The sequence below is a fragment of the Flavobacterium aurantiibacter genome, assembly GCF_002251775.1.
GTDB classification, from domain to species: domain Bacteria; phylum Bacteroidota; class Bacteroidia; order Flavobacteriales; family Flavobacteriaceae; genus Flavobacterium; species Flavobacterium aurantiibacter.
Genome location: NZ_NOXX01000187.1, coordinates 1 through 14,759, shown reverse-complemented (window position 1 = coordinate 14,759; position 14,759 = coordinate 1). Strand labels below are relative to the sequence as shown.

16 protein-coding genes are annotated in these 14,759 nt (G+C 42.4%); 9 read left to right on the top strand and 7 right to left on the bottom strand.

Features of this window, described 5'->3' with window-relative positions; translation table 11 throughout:
* Complete coding sequence (locus CHX27_RS06855; RefSeq protein WP_094486022.1) at positions 1–1,500, bottom strand: helicase HerA-like domain-containing protein; 1,500 nt, start codon at positions 1,498–1,500, stop codon at positions 1–3.
* 359 nt (positions 1,501–1,859) lie between these two features.
* Here CHX27_RS06855 and CHX27_RS06850 point away from each other — a divergent pair, with 359 nt between their 5' ends.
* From CHX27_RS06850 to CHX27_RS06815, 7 genes are all read left to right on the top strand, one after another.
* The gene (locus CHX27_RS06850) at positions 1,860–2,699 is read left to right on the top strand and encodes a MotA/TolQ/ExbB proton channel family protein (protein ID WP_094486021.1); all 840 of its coding nucleotides are present in this window, start codon (positions 1,860–1,862) and stop codon (positions 2,697–2,699) included.
* Positions 2,700–2,730: 31 nt separating this feature from the next.
* Positions 2,731–3,348 (top strand): ExbD/TolR family protein, encoded by a 618-nt coding sequence (locus CHX27_RS06845; RefSeq protein WP_094486020.1) that lies wholly within the window; start codon positions 2,731–2,733, stop codon positions 3,346–3,348.
* 12 nt (positions 3,349–3,360) lie between these two features.
* Positions 3,361–3,897, top strand: coding sequence for an ExbD/TolR family protein (locus CHX27_RS06840; protein ID WP_094486019.1), 537 nt, complete (start codon positions 3,361–3,363; stop codon positions 3,895–3,897).
* 29 nt (positions 3,898–3,926) lie between these two features.
* The gene (locus CHX27_RS06835) at positions 3,927–4,718 is read left to right on the top strand and encodes an energy transducer TonB (RefSeq protein ID WP_094486018.1); all 792 of its coding nucleotides are present in this window, start codon (positions 3,927–3,929) and stop codon (positions 4,716–4,718) included.
* A gap of 234 nt (positions 4,719–4,952) precedes the next feature.
* Complete coding sequence (locus tag CHX27_RS06825; RefSeq protein ID WP_094486016.1) at positions 4,953–5,858, top strand: PstS family phosphate ABC transporter substrate-binding protein; 906 nt, start codon at positions 4,953–4,955, stop codon at positions 5,856–5,858.
* A gap of 12 nt (positions 5,859–5,870) precedes the next feature.
* Entirely contained in the window at positions 5,871–7,574 is a 1,704-nt protein-coding gene (locus CHX27_RS06820; protein WP_094486015.1) for a tetratricopeptide repeat protein, read from the top strand.
* 131 nt (positions 7,575–7,705) lie between these two features.
* Positions 7,706–8,341, top strand: a complete 636-nt coding sequence (locus CHX27_RS06815) for a 7-carboxy-7-deazaguanine synthase QueE (RefSeq protein ID WP_094486014.1) — start codon at positions 7,706–7,708, stop codon at positions 8,339–8,341.
* Between the two features lie 214 nt (positions 8,342–8,555).
* On the opposite strand, the gene xseB is transcribed toward CHX27_RS06815, so the two are convergent.
* Genes xseB through CHX27_RS06800 form a run of 3 tightly spaced genes read right to left on the bottom strand, consistent with a single transcriptional unit; the run spans position 8,556 to position 10,841 of the window.
* Positions 8,556–8,759, bottom strand: a complete 204-nt coding sequence (xseB, locus tag CHX27_RS06810; protein WP_094486013.1) for an exodeoxyribonuclease VII small subunit — start codon at positions 8,757–8,759, stop codon at positions 8,556–8,558.
* Complete coding sequence (gene xseA / locus CHX27_RS06805; protein ID WP_094486012.1) at positions 8,740–10,134, bottom strand: exodeoxyribonuclease VII large subunit; 1,395 nt, start codon at positions 10,132–10,134, stop codon at positions 8,740–8,742. Before xseA ends, xseB begins: the two co-directional genes overlap by 20 nt.
* Positions 10,134–10,841, bottom strand: a complete 708-nt coding sequence (locus tag CHX27_RS06800; protein ID WP_133063432.1) for a class I SAM-dependent methyltransferase — start codon at positions 10,839–10,841, stop codon at positions 10,134–10,136. The genes xseA and CHX27_RS06800 overlap by 1 nt, the downstream gene beginning before the upstream one ends.
* Before the next feature lie 3 nt (positions 10,842–10,844).
* Here CHX27_RS06800 and CHX27_RS06795 point away from each other — a divergent pair, with 3 nt between their 5' ends.
* Positions 10,845–11,372, top strand: coding sequence for a YkgJ family cysteine cluster protein (locus CHX27_RS06795; RefSeq protein WP_094486010.1), 528 nt, complete (start codon positions 10,845–10,847; stop codon positions 11,370–11,372).
* 3 nt (positions 11,373–11,375) lie between these two features.
* Here CHX27_RS06795 and CHX27_RS06790 read toward each other — a convergent pair whose 3' ends face one another.
* Both CHX27_RS06790 and CHX27_RS06785 read right to left on the bottom strand, forming a co-directional pair.
* On the bottom strand, positions 11,376–11,606 hold the full coding sequence (locus CHX27_RS06790) for a hypothetical protein (protein ID WP_094486009.1): 231 nt from the start codon (positions 11,604–11,606) through the stop codon (positions 11,376–11,378).
* Between the two features lie 290 nt (positions 11,607–11,896).
* Positions 11,897–13,114 (bottom strand): exo-beta-N-acetylmuramidase NamZ family protein, encoded by a 1,218-nt coding sequence (locus CHX27_RS06785; protein ID WP_094486008.1) that lies wholly within the window; start codon positions 13,112–13,114, stop codon positions 11,897–11,899.
* A gap of 116 nt (positions 13,115–13,230) precedes the next feature.
* Between CHX27_RS06785 and CHX27_RS06780 the strand changes: the two genes are divergently transcribed.
* A complete protein-coding gene (locus CHX27_RS06780) occupies positions 13,231–14,466 on the top strand; it encodes an ABC transporter permease (protein WP_094486007.1) in 1,236 nt (411 codons plus the stop codon).
* 13 nt (positions 14,467–14,479) lie between these two features.
* Here CHX27_RS06780 and CHX27_RS15900 read toward each other — a convergent pair whose 3' ends face one another.
* Positions 14,480–14,614, bottom strand: a complete 135-nt coding sequence (locus CHX27_RS15900) for a hypothetical protein (protein WP_317048275.1) — start codon at positions 14,612–14,614, stop codon at positions 14,480–14,482.
* Between the last annotated feature and the right edge of the window lie 145 nt (positions 14,615–14,759).

Genomic DNA, 14,759 nt, shown 5'->3' with positions numbered 1-14,759 from the left:
TTACTTCAGGATTTTTGAAAGTATGCTAAAAGCACCGCGAATAAAGGTGGCGCTCGTTAAAACTTTAATGACTGATTTTGTGGTCTGACTCATCGGTTCGTTGGTTGATTCAGCTCTTTTAGATTGCGGTTCTTCCACAGTTTCTTGCGCTTGTTGCAAACGCTTTTCGAGAATTTCGTACGCACTTTCCGACTCAATCCGATCGCGGTATTTGGCAATGAGTTTTGATTGCGAAGCTAAAGAAACCAATTCGCTGTCGGTTAAAACATTCATGCGGCTTTCGGGGGCACGTAACATCGTTGCAACGAGCGGTGTTGGAATACCTTTTTCGTTCAAGGCGGTCACAAACGCTTCGCCAATACCGAGTTGTGTGAGCATTTCAGCCGTATCGTAAAAATGGGTTTCGGGATAGTTTTCGGCTGTAGCTTTTATGGCTTTCCGATCGTTTGCGGTAAATGCCCGTAAAGCATGTTGAATCTTTAATCCCAATTGGGCCAGTACGGCCGCGGGTATGTCGGTTGGATTTTGCGTGATAAAGAAAATCCCAACGCCTTTCGAACGAATGAGCTTGATAATGGTTTCAATTTGGTCGAGAAGTGTTTTGGAAGCTTCGTTAAAAATGAGATGCGCTTCGTCGATAAACAAAACTAATTCGGGTTGGTCGAGGTCGCCGCGTTCGGGCAAATTTTGGTAGAGCTCGGCCAACAAACTCAACATAAAGGTCGAGAACAGTTTGGGTTTGTCTTGTATGTCTTGAAGTCGTAAGATGTTGATGATCCCGCGTCCGGTTTCGTCGTGTCGCATCAGGTCGTTGACGTCGAAAGAAACTTCTCCGAAGAAAGAAGTCCCGCCTTGCTGTTCGAGTTCGATAATTTTTCGAAGAATAGTTCCTGTTGTTGAAGCGGCGATTTTCCCGTACGAAGCTTCGATTTCTTCTTTTCCTTCTTCGGTAATGAACTGCAACACTTTTTTGAAATCTTGCAAATCGATGAGTCCCCATTTTTGGTCGTCGCAGTATTTGAAAATTACTGAAACAACGCCGGCTTGGGTGTCGTTTAGATCTAAAATCCGACTAAAAAGTACGGGTCCGAATTCAGAAACCGTTGCGCGTAAGGGAAGACCAGTATTTTCTGATAGTGTTAGAAATTCGACGGGAAATCCGTTTGGTTGGAAAGGAATGCCGAGTTTGCTGTGTCGTTCGACAATGAAATCTTTGGCTTCGCCGGGCACAGCAATGCCACTAAAATCGCCTTTGATGTCCATCATTAAAACAGGAACACTTTGTGCACTTAGTTGTTCGCAAAGTACTTGTATGGTTTTTGTTTTTCCGGTTCCGGTAGCTCCTGCGATGAGTCCATGGCGGTTAAACGTTTTTAATGGAATTTGAACTGCGGCTTCGGAAAGCACTTCACCTAGGAAAATTCCGGCGCCAATTTGGATGGCAGCACCTTTGAAAGTGTATCCGGTCTGTATTGTTTGTATAAAGTCTTGATTACTCATAATTTAGTTTGCACAATAGTTTTAATGGAACGGCGTTATAAAGATGCAGGGTTTTTGTTGCAATTACAACGCAATGTTATATTATCATTAAATTAAGTCGTTTATAGTTATTAAAATGAATGATATTCTTGCAACCGACTTGCTAAAAAACAGCTATAAATGCAAAAATATCGGTGAAAATCCGAAAAAGTTTTGGTTCCTGTCGGCAAACTTTGATAATTTTTGCTGTTTAAAAAAATGCATTTTTGTTTTTTTATCTAAGCTAAAAATATAAATTTGTCGCTTTCATATATTGAAAGATTAACCTTTTTACTCAATAGTTACATAAGTACAAAAATTAAAAACTAAATTATTTTAAGATGGCAAATGCAACAAACGCTGGTGCAGCGAAGAAAGAATCAGGATCAAATGGTGGAAACCTCTTTTCCGCAATTGTAATTGTAGCCTGTATTGTAATTGGTACAATTATTTGGAAGTTTATCATGGGTAATCCAGATAACTTTGAAGGAGGCGACCCAGAAGGGCACCCGCTACCAGGAAACTACTTAGCAATGGTTTACAAAGGAGGAAAGATTGTACCTGTTTTGATGGGATTATTGTTGATGGTACTTGTGTTCTCTATCGAGCGTTTCTTCATAATTTCTAAGGCAGCTGGTACTGGAAACTTAGACAAGTTTATGAAGTCGGTTCAAACAAACATCAGCTCTGGAAACATCGATGGTGCTATTGCAGATTGCGACAAGCAGAAAGGTTCTGTGGCAAATGCAATTAAAGCAGCTCTTATCAAATACAACGAGGTGAAGAAAGAAGGTTTTGACAGCGAAGCAGCTACTGAAACTATTCAAAAAGAAATCGAAGAAGCTACTTCATTAGAAATGCCAATGTTGGAGAAAAACCTAACTATCTTGTCGACTTTGGTATCGTTAGGTACACTTGCGGGTCTTCTTGGAACGGTAATGGGTATGATCACGGCGTTTGGGGCGTTAGCAACTTCAGGTACTCCAGACCAAGCAGCTCTTGCAAACGGTATCTCTGAGGCTCTTATCAACACAGCAACAGGTATCTCTACATCTGCCCTTGCGATCATCACTTACAACTTCTTCACATCTAAAATCGATACATTAACGTATTCAATTGACGAAGCAGGTTCTACAATCGTAGCAACTTACAGAAGATTTAAAGGAAGCTTAAGAGGTTAATTTTTATAATATAATCTCAAAAAGATAAAAAATGGCTAAAGTTAAAATGTCAAAAAAGGTAACGGCAATCGACATGACTGCGATGTGCGACGTTGCGTTTTTATTGCTGACATTCTTTATCTTAACCGCAACGGCAAAACAACCCGAACCGCTACCGGTGGAAACACCCAACTCAACGGTTCAAGTAAAATTGCCTGATACAGATCTAGCTATCATCACAATTGGTGATAGTGGTAAGGTGTTTTTTGGTGTGAAATCGCCAGAAGTACGCATCAATACTTTAGAGAAAATCGCGGAAAAGTATAGACTGTCTTTTACTGAAGAAGAGAAAAAACGCTTCAGTTTGATGGAAGAGTTCGGGGTTCCTGCCAACCAGTTGAAAGTCTTGATTAACCTGACTTCATCGGAGCGCAACCAAAAAGGTTTGCAAAAGGGTATTCCGCACGATTCTCTAGATAACCAGTTGGCTGATTGGGTTCGTGCTGCGCGTAACGCAAATGCAGAAGTAAATCAGAAGCAACTAAACTTCGCTATCAAAGGCGATGCAAAGGAACAGTATCCACAAATTAAAGAAGTGATGGATATTCTTCAAGATCAGGAAGTGAACAAGTTTAACTTGGTAACCGGACTGAGAAGCGATAACTTTTAATAAGAAACTAAAATGGCTGAATTAAATACCGGCGGCGACGACGGCGGCAAAGGCAAAAAGAAAGTTCGCAGTAAGAAACAAAACTCGAAGGTTGACTTAACCGCGATGGTGGATTTAGCGTTTTTGTTAATCACCTTCTTCATGCTAACAACTTCTTTATCAAAACCTCAATCTATGGATTTAGGTATGCCTGATAAAGATGATAAACAAGAACTAGAGATTAAAATTGCTCAGGAGCGTACCATGAACATCGTGATCGGTCCGGATGGAAAATTAAAAAGCTACATGGGGCAACTTAATGACCCTATCGAGGCGGTAAAAGATTTTACTTACGGTAAAGAAGGTATTCGCAAACAAATTCTTGAGAAGATGGTTTCTGTGCCGCAATTTATGGGCGATCCTAAAAAAGGATTGATCGTATTAATTAAAGCGGATAAGAAATCAACTTACAAGAACTTAGTCGATATCCTTGATGAAATGGCAATTTGTAAAGTTCCTACTTATGCAATTGTCGATATCACCAAAGAAGAATCCGCTCTATTTAAATAATCTGTCTTACAGGCAAAATTGAAGTAGTTATGAAATTAGATATCTATAGACAGAAATGGCTCGACCTAGTTTTTGAAGGTCGAAACAAAGAATACGGAGCATACGAATTGCGTAAAAAGAATCCGAGAATTACGATGCTTGCGCTACTTATCGGTGGCGTAGGTTTCATGCTTGCAGTTGGAATCCCCGGTTGGTTACCCGACGGAAAAGAGGCGGAAGAAGAAGAGAAAGTGACGATGGTCGATATGGCTAAACTTGCTCCACCACCGCCAGATAAACCCTTGGTTCCACCACCACCACCGCCACCACCAGCTCCGAAAATCGATGAGGTGAAATTCGTAAAACCTAAAGTCGTTAGAAGGGAAGAAGTAGTTGAAGAAATTAAAACTATCGAAGAACTTAAAGACAAAAACGTTGGTGCAAAAGACGTTAAGGGTCAGGACGACGGTCGAATCGTGATCGAAGAACCAAGTGGAGACGGTCCAGCCGATTCTAAAGTGGTTGAAGATAATACGGTGTACAACGCTGTTGAAGTAAAACCAGATTTTCCAGGTGGTATGAAGAAATTCTATGAATTCATACAAAATAATTTCAACGTTCCTGAGGGACTTGAAACGTCAGGGAAAATATATGTTCAATTCGTTGTAGAGAAGGATGGTTCCCTAACTGATATAAAAGTCTTGCGTGATATTGGTAGTGGAACAAAAGCGGAAACGATGAGGGTCTTAAAAAAATGTCCGAAGTGGAAGCCTGGTGTACAAAATGGTAAAAACGTTCGTGTACTTTACTCGCTTCCTATATCGATTCAGGCACCGGAATAGTGAACGCACTTAAAAATTCAAATGGTAAACCACAGAAATCGCTACAACAGCGATTTCTGTTCGTTATAGGTATTCTGTTTTTTATAGCATACCTCGTTTTAGGTCTTATGATTATTTTCCTAAAATCAATACCGTTTAACATTTCCGATAATTACCGAATCCTCTTAGGCTCGGTGCTTATCATCTACGCTTTTTTCAGATTCATCAGATTGTTTCAACAATATAAGTAACACCATGAAGTCATTTTTCTATATCGCAATCCTTGCACTGACAATTGCTTGTGGTAATTCTAAAGAACCAACAACGGATACCATTCTTAAAGGTAAGGTTAGTATTCTGGTAGAAAACTCAATGTTGCCTATTGTTGAAGAACAAGAACAAGTTTTTGAAAGCCAATATCAAGCTAACATTACGCTAATTCCTGCAACCGAGTCGCAAATCAGCGCAAACATGTCGGCCGATAAAAATCGAATCGCATTTCTTCCACGCCGACTATCAGCTGCCGAAGAGCAGGCATTCAAGAAGAAGAACATCAACGGAAAGATCATTTTTTTTGCATTCGATGCCTTAGTCTTCTTTCAAGCAAGAACGGTGTCCGACACGCTCTTGAAAGAAGAGGCAGTGTATGAGCTCGTAAAAGGTCAAAACGTTGATAACAAACGACTCGTGTTTTGCAATGCCGACTTGAGTCTTTTGGAAAACATCAAACGCAAAGCAAACATCACTAAACTCGAATCGGCAAACGTATCCGGTTTCGAAACGGAACTCGATGTAGCTAATTATCTGCTAAAAAATGAGAATGCCATTGGCGTATTACCGCTAAATCGCGTACTTTCGCCATCTTTCGAGTTTGAACAAATCCTGCCGAAACTTCGAGCCATGGCGGTAAAAAGTGTTAAAAAAGCAGATAGGCGCGAAAACTATTTTAAACCCAATCAGGCCAATATCGCCGAGGGTTTATATCCGTTTTCACGAACGCTCTATCTGTTAAATTATCAAGGTCGGCCGGGTTTAGGTATGGGATTTGCCTCATTTATCGCAGGAGACATCGGTCAGCGAATCGTTCTGAAATCAGGTTTGGTTCCCGTACAGATTCCTCCAAGAATAATTGCAACGAGAAAGAAAATTATCAAAAATTAAAATTAATTAGGTATGAACAAGATGAGATTATTTAGCATCGGATTAATCGCTCTAGCTAGCGGTGCCTTTGCACAAGATATCGAACAAGCTAAAAAAGCCATCGAAGCTGAACAGTTCGAAAAAGCTAAAAAGATGCTTAAAGCCGCTATTGCCGCTAAGCCAGATCAGGGTAAAGCATACCTAATTTTAGGAAATGTGTACCTGATGCAAAAAATTCAGGACTCTGCTGTAGCGACATTCAAGACAGGTATTACAGTTAAAACAAATCCAAATTTTAACTACATCGGTTTAGGTCAAGTCGACCTCGACAACAGCAACACATCCGGTGCGCTTGCTAACTTCAACAAAGCGCTCGAAGTAGCTCGTAAAAAAGATTACGAAGAGTTGATGTACATCGGAAAAGCATACACCAATTCAACCAATCCGGATTACAAAAAAGCCTTGGAGTACTTGAACAAGGCTAAAGAAATAGCTCCAACAAATCCGCAAGTGCAATTGGCACTCGGCGATGCACTGCTTGGCGATAAAAACGTAAACGAAGCATTTTCTGCTTATAGAAACGCCGCGGATACCGATCCAACGCTCCTTCGTGCCAAATTGCAGTTAGGTGTGCTTAAAAAAGGTTCTCGCGCATTTAATGAAGCAAAAGCCGATTTCGACAACATTCTTGCAGCTAACCCAAATTACGGGCCTGCTTTTCGCGAACTTGCCGAAACCTACTATGTGTGGGCGCTAAACGACAAGCCTAAGTACGCCGAATACAACAAGAAAGCAATCGAATACTACGAGAAGTATATGAGTATGACCGACTATTCCTTGGATTCAAGAATGCGTCACGCCGACTTCCTAGTACTTACCAAAGATTACAAAGGCCTCGAAGCAGAAGCGTCAGCAATGCAAAAACTCGATAAGGTAAATCCAAGAATATTGCGTTACCTCGGTTACTCGGCCTACCAAAACGGAAATGTAGATGCCGCCATTACTGCTTTAAACGACTTCTTCTCAAAAGATAAAGCCAAAATCATCGGTCGCGATTACTTATTCTTAGGTTTGGCTAAAACGCAGAAGTCTTTAAAGACTACACCCGGTGCCGACGGTAAAGATACACACACCATCGAAGAATCGCTGTTCAATGCCGGTATCGCCGATATCCGCAAAGGTGTAGAAATGGACCCAGCAATGGCAAACGAACTGAACGATTTTGGTAAGAAATTCTTCGATCTTAAATTGTATAAAGAAGCAGCTGCGATCTATGAAATTGCAACAACCAACCCAAAATCGCGTAACTTCTTGTACGACAATTTCTACCTAGGATATGCTTTGTACTTCTCGAACGCTAATAAAGAAGAAGGTCAAATGGATATTCCAGCGCTTAAAAAAGCCGATACCGCTTTCGCAAACGTAATTGCCGAAAGTCCCAATACACAAGATGCTTACATCTACAAAGCACGCGTTAATTCTTTGATCCCGAACGATCCAGCTGCTGAAGCCGAAATGGTTAAAAACTACGAAGAGTACGTAAAAGTAGTTACCGCTAAAGGAGCTGCAGAAGTAGCCAAAGAATCAAACAAAAAGAAATTTATCGAGGCATACAACAACATCGGAATTGTTTACGCTAAAACCGATAAAGTTAAAGCGAAAGAATACTTCGAAAAAGTACTCGCACTCGATCCAGCCGACGAAACAGCACTCAATACCATTAAGTTGCTGAAATAATCTGAACAAGTATCACTGAAAAGCCGGTCGCAACGATCGGCTTTTTTTATGAATTGAAGTTTCTATAAATCCGGCGCTTCAAAGGATTAAAACCAAAGAATTGACCTATATTTGCAGGCTTTTTTACAACTATGGCATTACCTTCTGAAATACAAGAACAAGTGAATCTCGGTTTGCAATTACCGCTAATGGAGGCCTTTTATACTGTGCAAGGCGAAGGTTATCACACCGGAACACCAGCGTATTTCATCCGAGTAGGTGGCTGCGATGTAGGTTGCCATTGGTGCGACGTTAAGGAAAGTTGGAACGCCGATTTACATCCGCCCACTTCCGTTGAAAATATCGTGACCGAAGCCGCCCGATTCTCTAAAACCATTGTCGTTACTGGGGGCGAACCGCTCATGTGGGACATGAATCCGCTTACGCAAGCACTCAAAAATGCCGGCATGCAAATTCACATCGAAACCAGCGGCGCCTATGCACTTACCGGAAACTGGGACTGGATTTGCCTCTCGCCCAAGAAAACAAAACTGCCCGTTGATGAAGTGTATCAAAAAGCAAATGAATTAAAAGTTATCGTTTACAATAAAAACGATTTCAAATTTGCCGAAGAACAGGCCGCAAAAACCAATCCAAATGCGATACTCTTCTTGCAGCCCGAGTGGAGTAAACGCGATGAAATGACACCGCAAATCGTCGATTACGTGATGCAAAATCCCAAATGGCGCATCTCTTTGCAAACGCACAAATTCTTGAATATTCCTTAAAGTCCCTCGCTATGTTTTTGGGCGGCAATTCGCGCTTTCCACTACAAGTACGCAGTAGCAAAACCGCATTTTAACATGAGTATTTCAAACTGCAAGGGCTTCTTAGGTCGCCTTGCATTATTGTAAACTGCTGGTTTTGCTACTTTGCGCGCTTTTCGTTTCAATCGCGGCCGCGGCAATCGTTACCCAAAAATCGTTATCAAAAAGTCGTTACCTATTCTAGTTCCTTCAACAAGGCCGAAACCGAGGCTTCCGTTTCCGTTAACTTCGCTTTGCAAATTTTGATCAGTAAGCCTGCGCGCGCCACTTTTTCCGACAGCACGTCAACGGCAATTTCCCCGCGTTCCATCTCCAAAACCAACCGATTTAACTCTTCAAATGCTTCCGTATAGGTAATTTCAACGTGCTTCGTTTTCATTTTTTTCAATCAATTTCGTTTGTACTGTGCCGTCAAAAAGTTCGATTTCCAATTCCTGACCGGATTTCAACTTCTTAGCCGACGTAATTATTTTTCCGTTTCCACGAATCAAGGCAAAACCGCGTTGCAACACCGACCGCGGATGCAAAACTGCAACGGTTCGCTCCAAATGCGTTAACTCCTGCTGCTGCATTTCGAGCTTACGAACCGATTTCTCAGCAACTGTCCCGCCATACTTTTCCAACTTCCCGCGCTGGTTTTCAATTGTTTTTTCTGTCGCAAAATGCATTTTCATTTTTAGTTCGTGTAGGCTGCCCGAATTGCGTTGCAAATGCCTGCTCGTAACTGCTTTAAATGTTTCCGACTGTCGTTGCAATTGCACCAACAATCGGGTCGTAAACAATTTCGTTGCTGCAATCAGCGATTTTCGGTTCACATCAATTCTTTGTTCGTTTTCGCGTAGGATTTTTTCCGTTAATGCACGAATTTTCTCTTTAGCTCTTGCCAGCTCGTCGTCGAATCGGCGAAAGTGTTGCAGTAATAATTCGGCAAGTTTAGTTGGCGTAATCGCATTAGTATGTGCAACCAATTCGGTTACGGTTAAGTTAGTGGCATGTCCGATTCCGGTTAAAACAGGCAGCGGAAAAGTAGCTACCGCCCGCGAAAGTTCGTAATTGTTGTAACAACTTAAACCTACATCGCCGCCACCACCGCGAATAATAGCTACCGCATCGAATTCATGTGGTATTTTGGCAATCTCGCGCAATTGTTGCTGTATGCCCGTAACAGCTTGTTCGCCTTGCAAAATCGATGGAAATAAGCGTAGTTCAAAATGGTAGTTCTCTCCCGATTGCGCCAAAATCTGTAAAAAGTCGGCGTATCCTTTCGAACTTTCTACTGAAATTACAGCTAAGCGTTTCGGTACCAAAGGCAGCGTTTTCCTTTTGTTCGATTCAAAAACACCTTCTTTTTTCAGTTTGGCAAGCGTCAGGTTTTTCTCTGCTTCCAAATCGCCTAAACTGTACTTCGGATCTATTGCTTTAATCTGTAAACTCAAACCGTACATGCCGTCGAAAACAACTTTTACCAACATCAGTACTTTAATGCCGTCTCGAATGGGTTCGTTTAACAACTCCAGAAATGTATTGTTTGCGACGTCAAAATCGTTTTTCCACATTTGCCCGCGAAACTGCGCAACGATTTTACCGTCTTTTTTTTCAACCAATTCCGGGTACGCATGTCCGGAATGCGGGTAATAATTGAGTTTGTTTATTTCTGCCACCACCCAATAACGTCCGGTATATTTTTTTTCAATGACCGATTTTAGGCTGTTGCCCAAATCAGTGAGTGTATATGTTTTTGCAGCCGTTTCCATCAGCAGTTTGCCCAGTAAATTTTCGCGAGATAATCAAAATGCTTTCCTTCAAAAACGCGTTCGGCGATCAAACCAACCGTTTCGGCTTTTTGGCGTAAGGTTTCAAAATCAACGTACAGCCATTTAAACGATTCGCGTGCTCCGCGGTAACTCAAATGATAATCGAGTTCTCCGTAGTAAGATTCTCCGTTTAATATCGATTCCGCATCCTCCTCGTCTGCAAACATGTAGGCTAAATCGCTGCTGTCGAGCAAAATTTGGCCGCCAGGCGTTAGTTTTTGGGCAACTTGCTGTAAGAAAAGGGGCAAATTTTCTAAAGTTCCGGCCAAACCGCTGCCGTTCATCAGTATTAAAATGGTATCAAAACTCGAGTTGGGAAAGTCGGTTGCCGTGCCTAAATGGGTTTGCAGTACGCCTCGCGCTGTTGCTACTCGAACCATGTGCTCGGACCGATCGCACGCTACAACATTCTCGCCTTTTTCTTGCAGATACAAACTATGCGAACCGCCGCCACAGCCCAAATCGAGTATGCGTCCGCAGCATCGTGCCAAAGCATCGCGTTCTAAAGCGGGCATTTGCAAGTTGTCGCGCAGCAAATATTTCATAGAAATGCGATCGGCAGCCGAAATAGATGTCGAAGCGTATAAAGGAAATTTCTTTTTGTGGAAAAAGAAATCCGACAAAGCAGTACCAAATAAATCTGTCAATGGATGAGAATTTGCTGGCGCCGTATTAAATTAGCGCAAAAATTAACCTTGGAGTCATTCGAAAAAACGGCCCGCGAAAGATTTAGTGAAAATAAAAAATATCTTTCAAAGTTAAAAAAGAAAGCACCGGCAAAATTAGATTCGGTGATGCAGCAATTGCACGATGCCGAATTTAAACGCACCGATTGCTTGACTTGCGCCAATTGTTGTAAAACAACGGGACCGCTTTTCACCAAATCGGATGTGGAGCGTATCGCAAAAGTACTCCGTTTGAAACCAGCCGCTTTTGAACAACAGTATTTGCGCACCGATGAAGATGGTGATTTGGTTTTACAACAAGTGCCTTGCGTGTTTTTGGATGCCGAAAATTATTGTACCATTTACGAGCACCGCCCGAAAGCGTGTCGCGAATATCCGCATACCGATCGGCCGAAGTTTCATCAAATTACTGAACTCACAGCACAAAACACCTTGGTTTGTCCGGCAACCTTGCGTATTGTCGAGGCATTAAAACAAAAGTTACCGCTGTAAGTTCTAGACAAACAAATCCTCTTCGTGGAATTGCAAGTAATCTTCGGTTGCTTGTCGGCCACCAATAAAATCGACTAGTTTGTCGATAGCGGTTTGCAAATACGCTAATATTTGTTGCACCCAAGATTTAGCGATTTCGAAATACGTGAGACCGATTTCGATGTAGTAGTTAATTTGGTCGACAAACGCATGGAGTTTATCCATAAGGTTGAGTAGGAAATCTGCTTTTTTCATAGCTGTAACGGTTTGATACGTTAGCAAATTACTCATTCGTTTTTAGGCATCCTACTAGATTAGTGATACTTTAACACGGAACGTTCTCTGTGCACGATTTCGCACAAGGGATGGCAACGGAAATAAAGCCGATTGGGCGCTATTGAAGCCCGAATTTGGGTGGCGACCAGCGGAAGCCGACCGAATGCGTTGGCTGAAACAGCGCCCAAGCGGTTTTATTGCAGTGTACAGCCCGACCTGCCGCATGCGCTTCGATGAGTTTTCATGCGGCAGGATGTGCCCAAAAAAAACTACAGCGAAGCCGATTGATAAATGAGGTATTTCTGGCGCTGATTTTTGAATTCGATTAAGCCGCTTTCCCAGGTCGCGCGAATTTCGGACGCCGATATGCCGCTCTCGATTTGTTGCTGCAATTTGGCAGTTCCGGCCAGACGCTCGAAATACGACGTAAAGAATTTCGATTTATCGGGCGTGTCTTTATACGCCTGCAGCAGCCATTTGAGTTCAAGGCGATCGATAAACGGGTGCTCGCTCAAGTCTTCGCCGTAACAATCTTTTCCGTTGTAAGGCGGGTTTTTACTGCCTAAATTCGGTTCGGGAGTGAAACAAAACGTGTACCGACTTAAATACGGAGAACCGAAGATTTGAAATTGCTTATCGGTGCCCCGACCCACACTCACATTAGTGCCTTCGAACAAGCACAGTGAGGCGTACAGGTTTATGGAAAGATCGTTAGGAAGGTTAGGCGAGGGGCGAACCGGCAACGAATACGGCATGTCGCGCAGGTAACCCGAACACGCAATTACATACAGCATGCATTTCTTTCCGTTTGCCAACCAGCCTTCGCCGTTGATCATGCGCGCGTATTCGCCGATGGTCATTCCGTGCAAAACCGGCACCGGATGCATGCCCACAAACGATTTTTTTTCGGGCTCGAGTATGGGTCCGTCGACAATCTTCCCATTCGGATTCGGACGATCGAGAACTACCACAGCAATGCCTTTTTCGGCACAGGCTTCCATTAAATAGTGCAAGCTACTGATGTACGTGTAAAAGCGCACGCCAACGTCTTGCAGATCGAAAACCATAATGTCGATGCCGTCGAGTTGCTCCGGAGTAGGTTTCTTTTTGTCGCCGTACAGCGAGATGATCGGTAGATTTGTTTTAGAGTCTTTGCCGTCGGAGATGAGTTCGCCGTTGTCGGCTGTACCTCTAAAACCGTGTTCGGGCGCATAGATTTTGGTAAGATTTACGCCTTTTTCGATCAGGAAATCAACCAAGTTTTTGCCTTCCACCACAGCCGATTGGTTGGTGAGTACGCCCACGCGCTTGCCTTCGAGTAATTTGCTGTAGCCATTGAAATTGAGTGCACCTACACCAAATATTTCGGTTGGAGGCTCCTGCGTAACGATACTTTCAATGATTTCGGGTTCTTTAGCAACAGTATTTATGTGCTCGGGTTTTGTAGCAAAGCTTGTTTTTGCGGTTGTGCATGAATAGTTTAGCATCAGCAATAGCAGGGCCGACGCTAGAGTCCAGGCGTTTTTGTGTACTTTCGGGAAAATCGATCTCGTGTTCAAGGCAGTTTTGGCTAATTTTATCGCGAATTTAAATAGTGCTTCTAGTGAATACGCCATTGTTTATCGCATCTAGACTCGTCAAATCAAAAGGGCGTAAAAATAGTATATCTGGTCCTATAATTAAAATTGCAATTTCGGCAATTGCGATAAGCATGCTAATGATGGTCGTTTCGATTGCCAGCGGCATTGGTTTGCAACGTAAAATCAGAGAGAAAATTGCGGCGTTTAATGGGCATATTTCGATTTCAAATTTTGATGAGAACGAGAGTAAGGTGTCGGTAAATCCGATATCTACCAAGCAAACGTTTTATCCGACGTTCACTGCCATACCCGAAGTCACGCATATTCAGGGTGTAGCCACCAAAGCGGGAATAATACGTACACCGAAAGCTTTCGAGGGCATTGTGTTTAAAGGCGTTGGTACTGATTTTAAGTGGGATAATTTTGACGAGTACCTCGTTGCCGGTAGGTTGCCGAAGTACGGCAGTGCAATGAGCAACGAAGTTTTGTTGTCGGAATATCTCGCAAACCGATTGGGATTAAAAGTGGGTTCAAAGTTTGTGACTTTTTTTATGCGCGATTCGGCGGCAACACAACCATTTCGACGCAGCTTCAATGTGGTAGGAATTTACAATAGCGGATTCAAAGATTTTGATCAATCGTATGTCATTGGCGATTTGAAGCACATTCAGCGCATGAATAAATGGAGTGCCGATCAAGTAGGCAACTTTGAGTTGTTTGTTTCCGACTTTGATCGGTTAAAAGAAATAGGCGAATCGGTGTACGAGGAAATTCCGTCGACACTCAATGCGGTTACGATTTTAAAGAGTCATAGTTTTTTATTCGAATGGATGGCTTTATTCGACTTTAATATTATGCTGATTATTGGCTTTATGGTTGTCGTGTGTAGCATTAATATGAGTGTAGCTTTATTGGTGCTCATTTTAGAAAAAACGAAATTAGTTGGCATGCTAAAAGCTTTAGGTGCGGGCAATTGGTTTATTCGAAAAGTTTTTATTTATCAAGCTTTTTTCTTGATTGGTCGCGGTTTGCTCATTGGTAATGCTCTTGGTTTATTGGCGGTTGGTTTGCAGTATTATTTTGGACTTGTAGAGTTAAATCCCGACAGTTACTATGTTAAAGTGGCGCCGGTCTTTTTAAATGTACCGCTTATTTTATTGGTTAATCTGCTTACAATTGGCGTTTGTTTGTTGGTTTTAGTGGTTCCGTCGTATCTAATTACCAAGATTTCACCGGTAAAAGCCATCGCGTATTCCTAATTTTTCTTCNTTACTATGTTAAAGTGGCGCCGGTCTTTTTAAATGTACCGCTTATTTTATTGGTTAATCTGCTTACAATTGGCGTTTGTTTGTTGGTTTTAGTGGTTCCGTCGTATCTAATTACCAAGATTTCACCGGTAAAAGCCATCGCGTATTCCTAATTTTTCTTCTTTTTTTTAGGGCAGCCCCTCGCCGGTTTAGTGGAAGTAATGGAGGGGCTTCGGGCCGGGCCTTTCACTACAAGCGCGTTTGTTTCAAACCGTTCGGGGTTCGCTGCGGCGGGGCTTCTTGGG

Excerpts from the sequence above, each read along its gene's own strand:
- CHX27_RS06855 (WP_094486022.1), bottom strand. The coding sequence starts at position 1,500 with ATGAGTAATCAAGACTTTATACAAACAATACAGACCGGATACACTTTC.
- CHX27_RS06850 (WP_094486021.1), top strand. The coding sequence starts at position 1,860 with ATGGCAAATGCAACAAACGCTGGTGCAGCGAAGAAAGAATCAGGATCA.
- CHX27_RS06845 (WP_094486020.1), top strand. The coding sequence starts at position 2,731 with ATGGCTAAAGTTAAAATGTCAAAAAAGGTAACGGCAATCGACATGACT.
- CHX27_RS06840 (WP_094486019.1), top strand. The coding sequence starts at position 3,361 with ATGGCTGAATTAAATACCGGCGGCGACGACGGCGGCAAAGGCAAAAAG.
- CHX27_RS06835 (WP_094486018.1), top strand. The coding sequence starts at position 3,927 with ATGAAATTAGATATCTATAGACAGAAATGGCTCGACCTAGTTTTTGAA.
- CHX27_RS06825 (WP_094486016.1), top strand. The coding sequence starts at position 4,953 with ATGAAGTCATTTTTCTATATCGCAATCCTTGCACTGACAATTGCTTGT.
- CHX27_RS06820 (WP_094486015.1), top strand. The coding sequence starts at position 5,871 with ATGAACAAGATGAGATTATTTAGCATCGGATTAATCGCTCTAGCTAGC.
- CHX27_RS06815 (WP_094486014.1), top strand. The coding sequence starts at position 7,706 with ATGGCATTACCTTCTGAAATACAAGAACAAGTGAATCTCGGTTTGCAA.
- xseB (WP_094486013.1), bottom strand. The coding sequence starts at position 8,759 with ATGAAAACGAAGCACGTTGAAATTACCTATACGGAAGCATTTGAAGAG.
- xseA (WP_094486012.1), bottom strand. The coding sequence starts at position 10,134 with ATGGAAACGGCTGCAAAAACATATACACTCACTGATTTGGGCAACAGC.
- CHX27_RS06795 (WP_094486010.1), top strand. The coding sequence starts at position 10,845 with ATGAGAATTTGCTGGCGCCGTATTAAATTAGCGCAAAAATTAACCTTG.
- CHX27_RS06790 (WP_094486009.1), bottom strand. The coding sequence starts at position 11,606 with ATGAAAAAAGCAGATTTCCTACTCAACCTTATGGATAAACTCCATGCG.
- CHX27_RS06785 (WP_094486008.1), bottom strand. The coding sequence starts at position 13,114 with ATGCTAAACTATTCATGCACAACCGCAAAAACAAGCTTTGCTACAAAA.
- CHX27_RS15900 (WP_317048275.1), bottom strand. The coding sequence starts at position 14,614 with ATGGCTTTTACCGGTGAAATCTTGGTAATTAGATACGACGGAACCACT.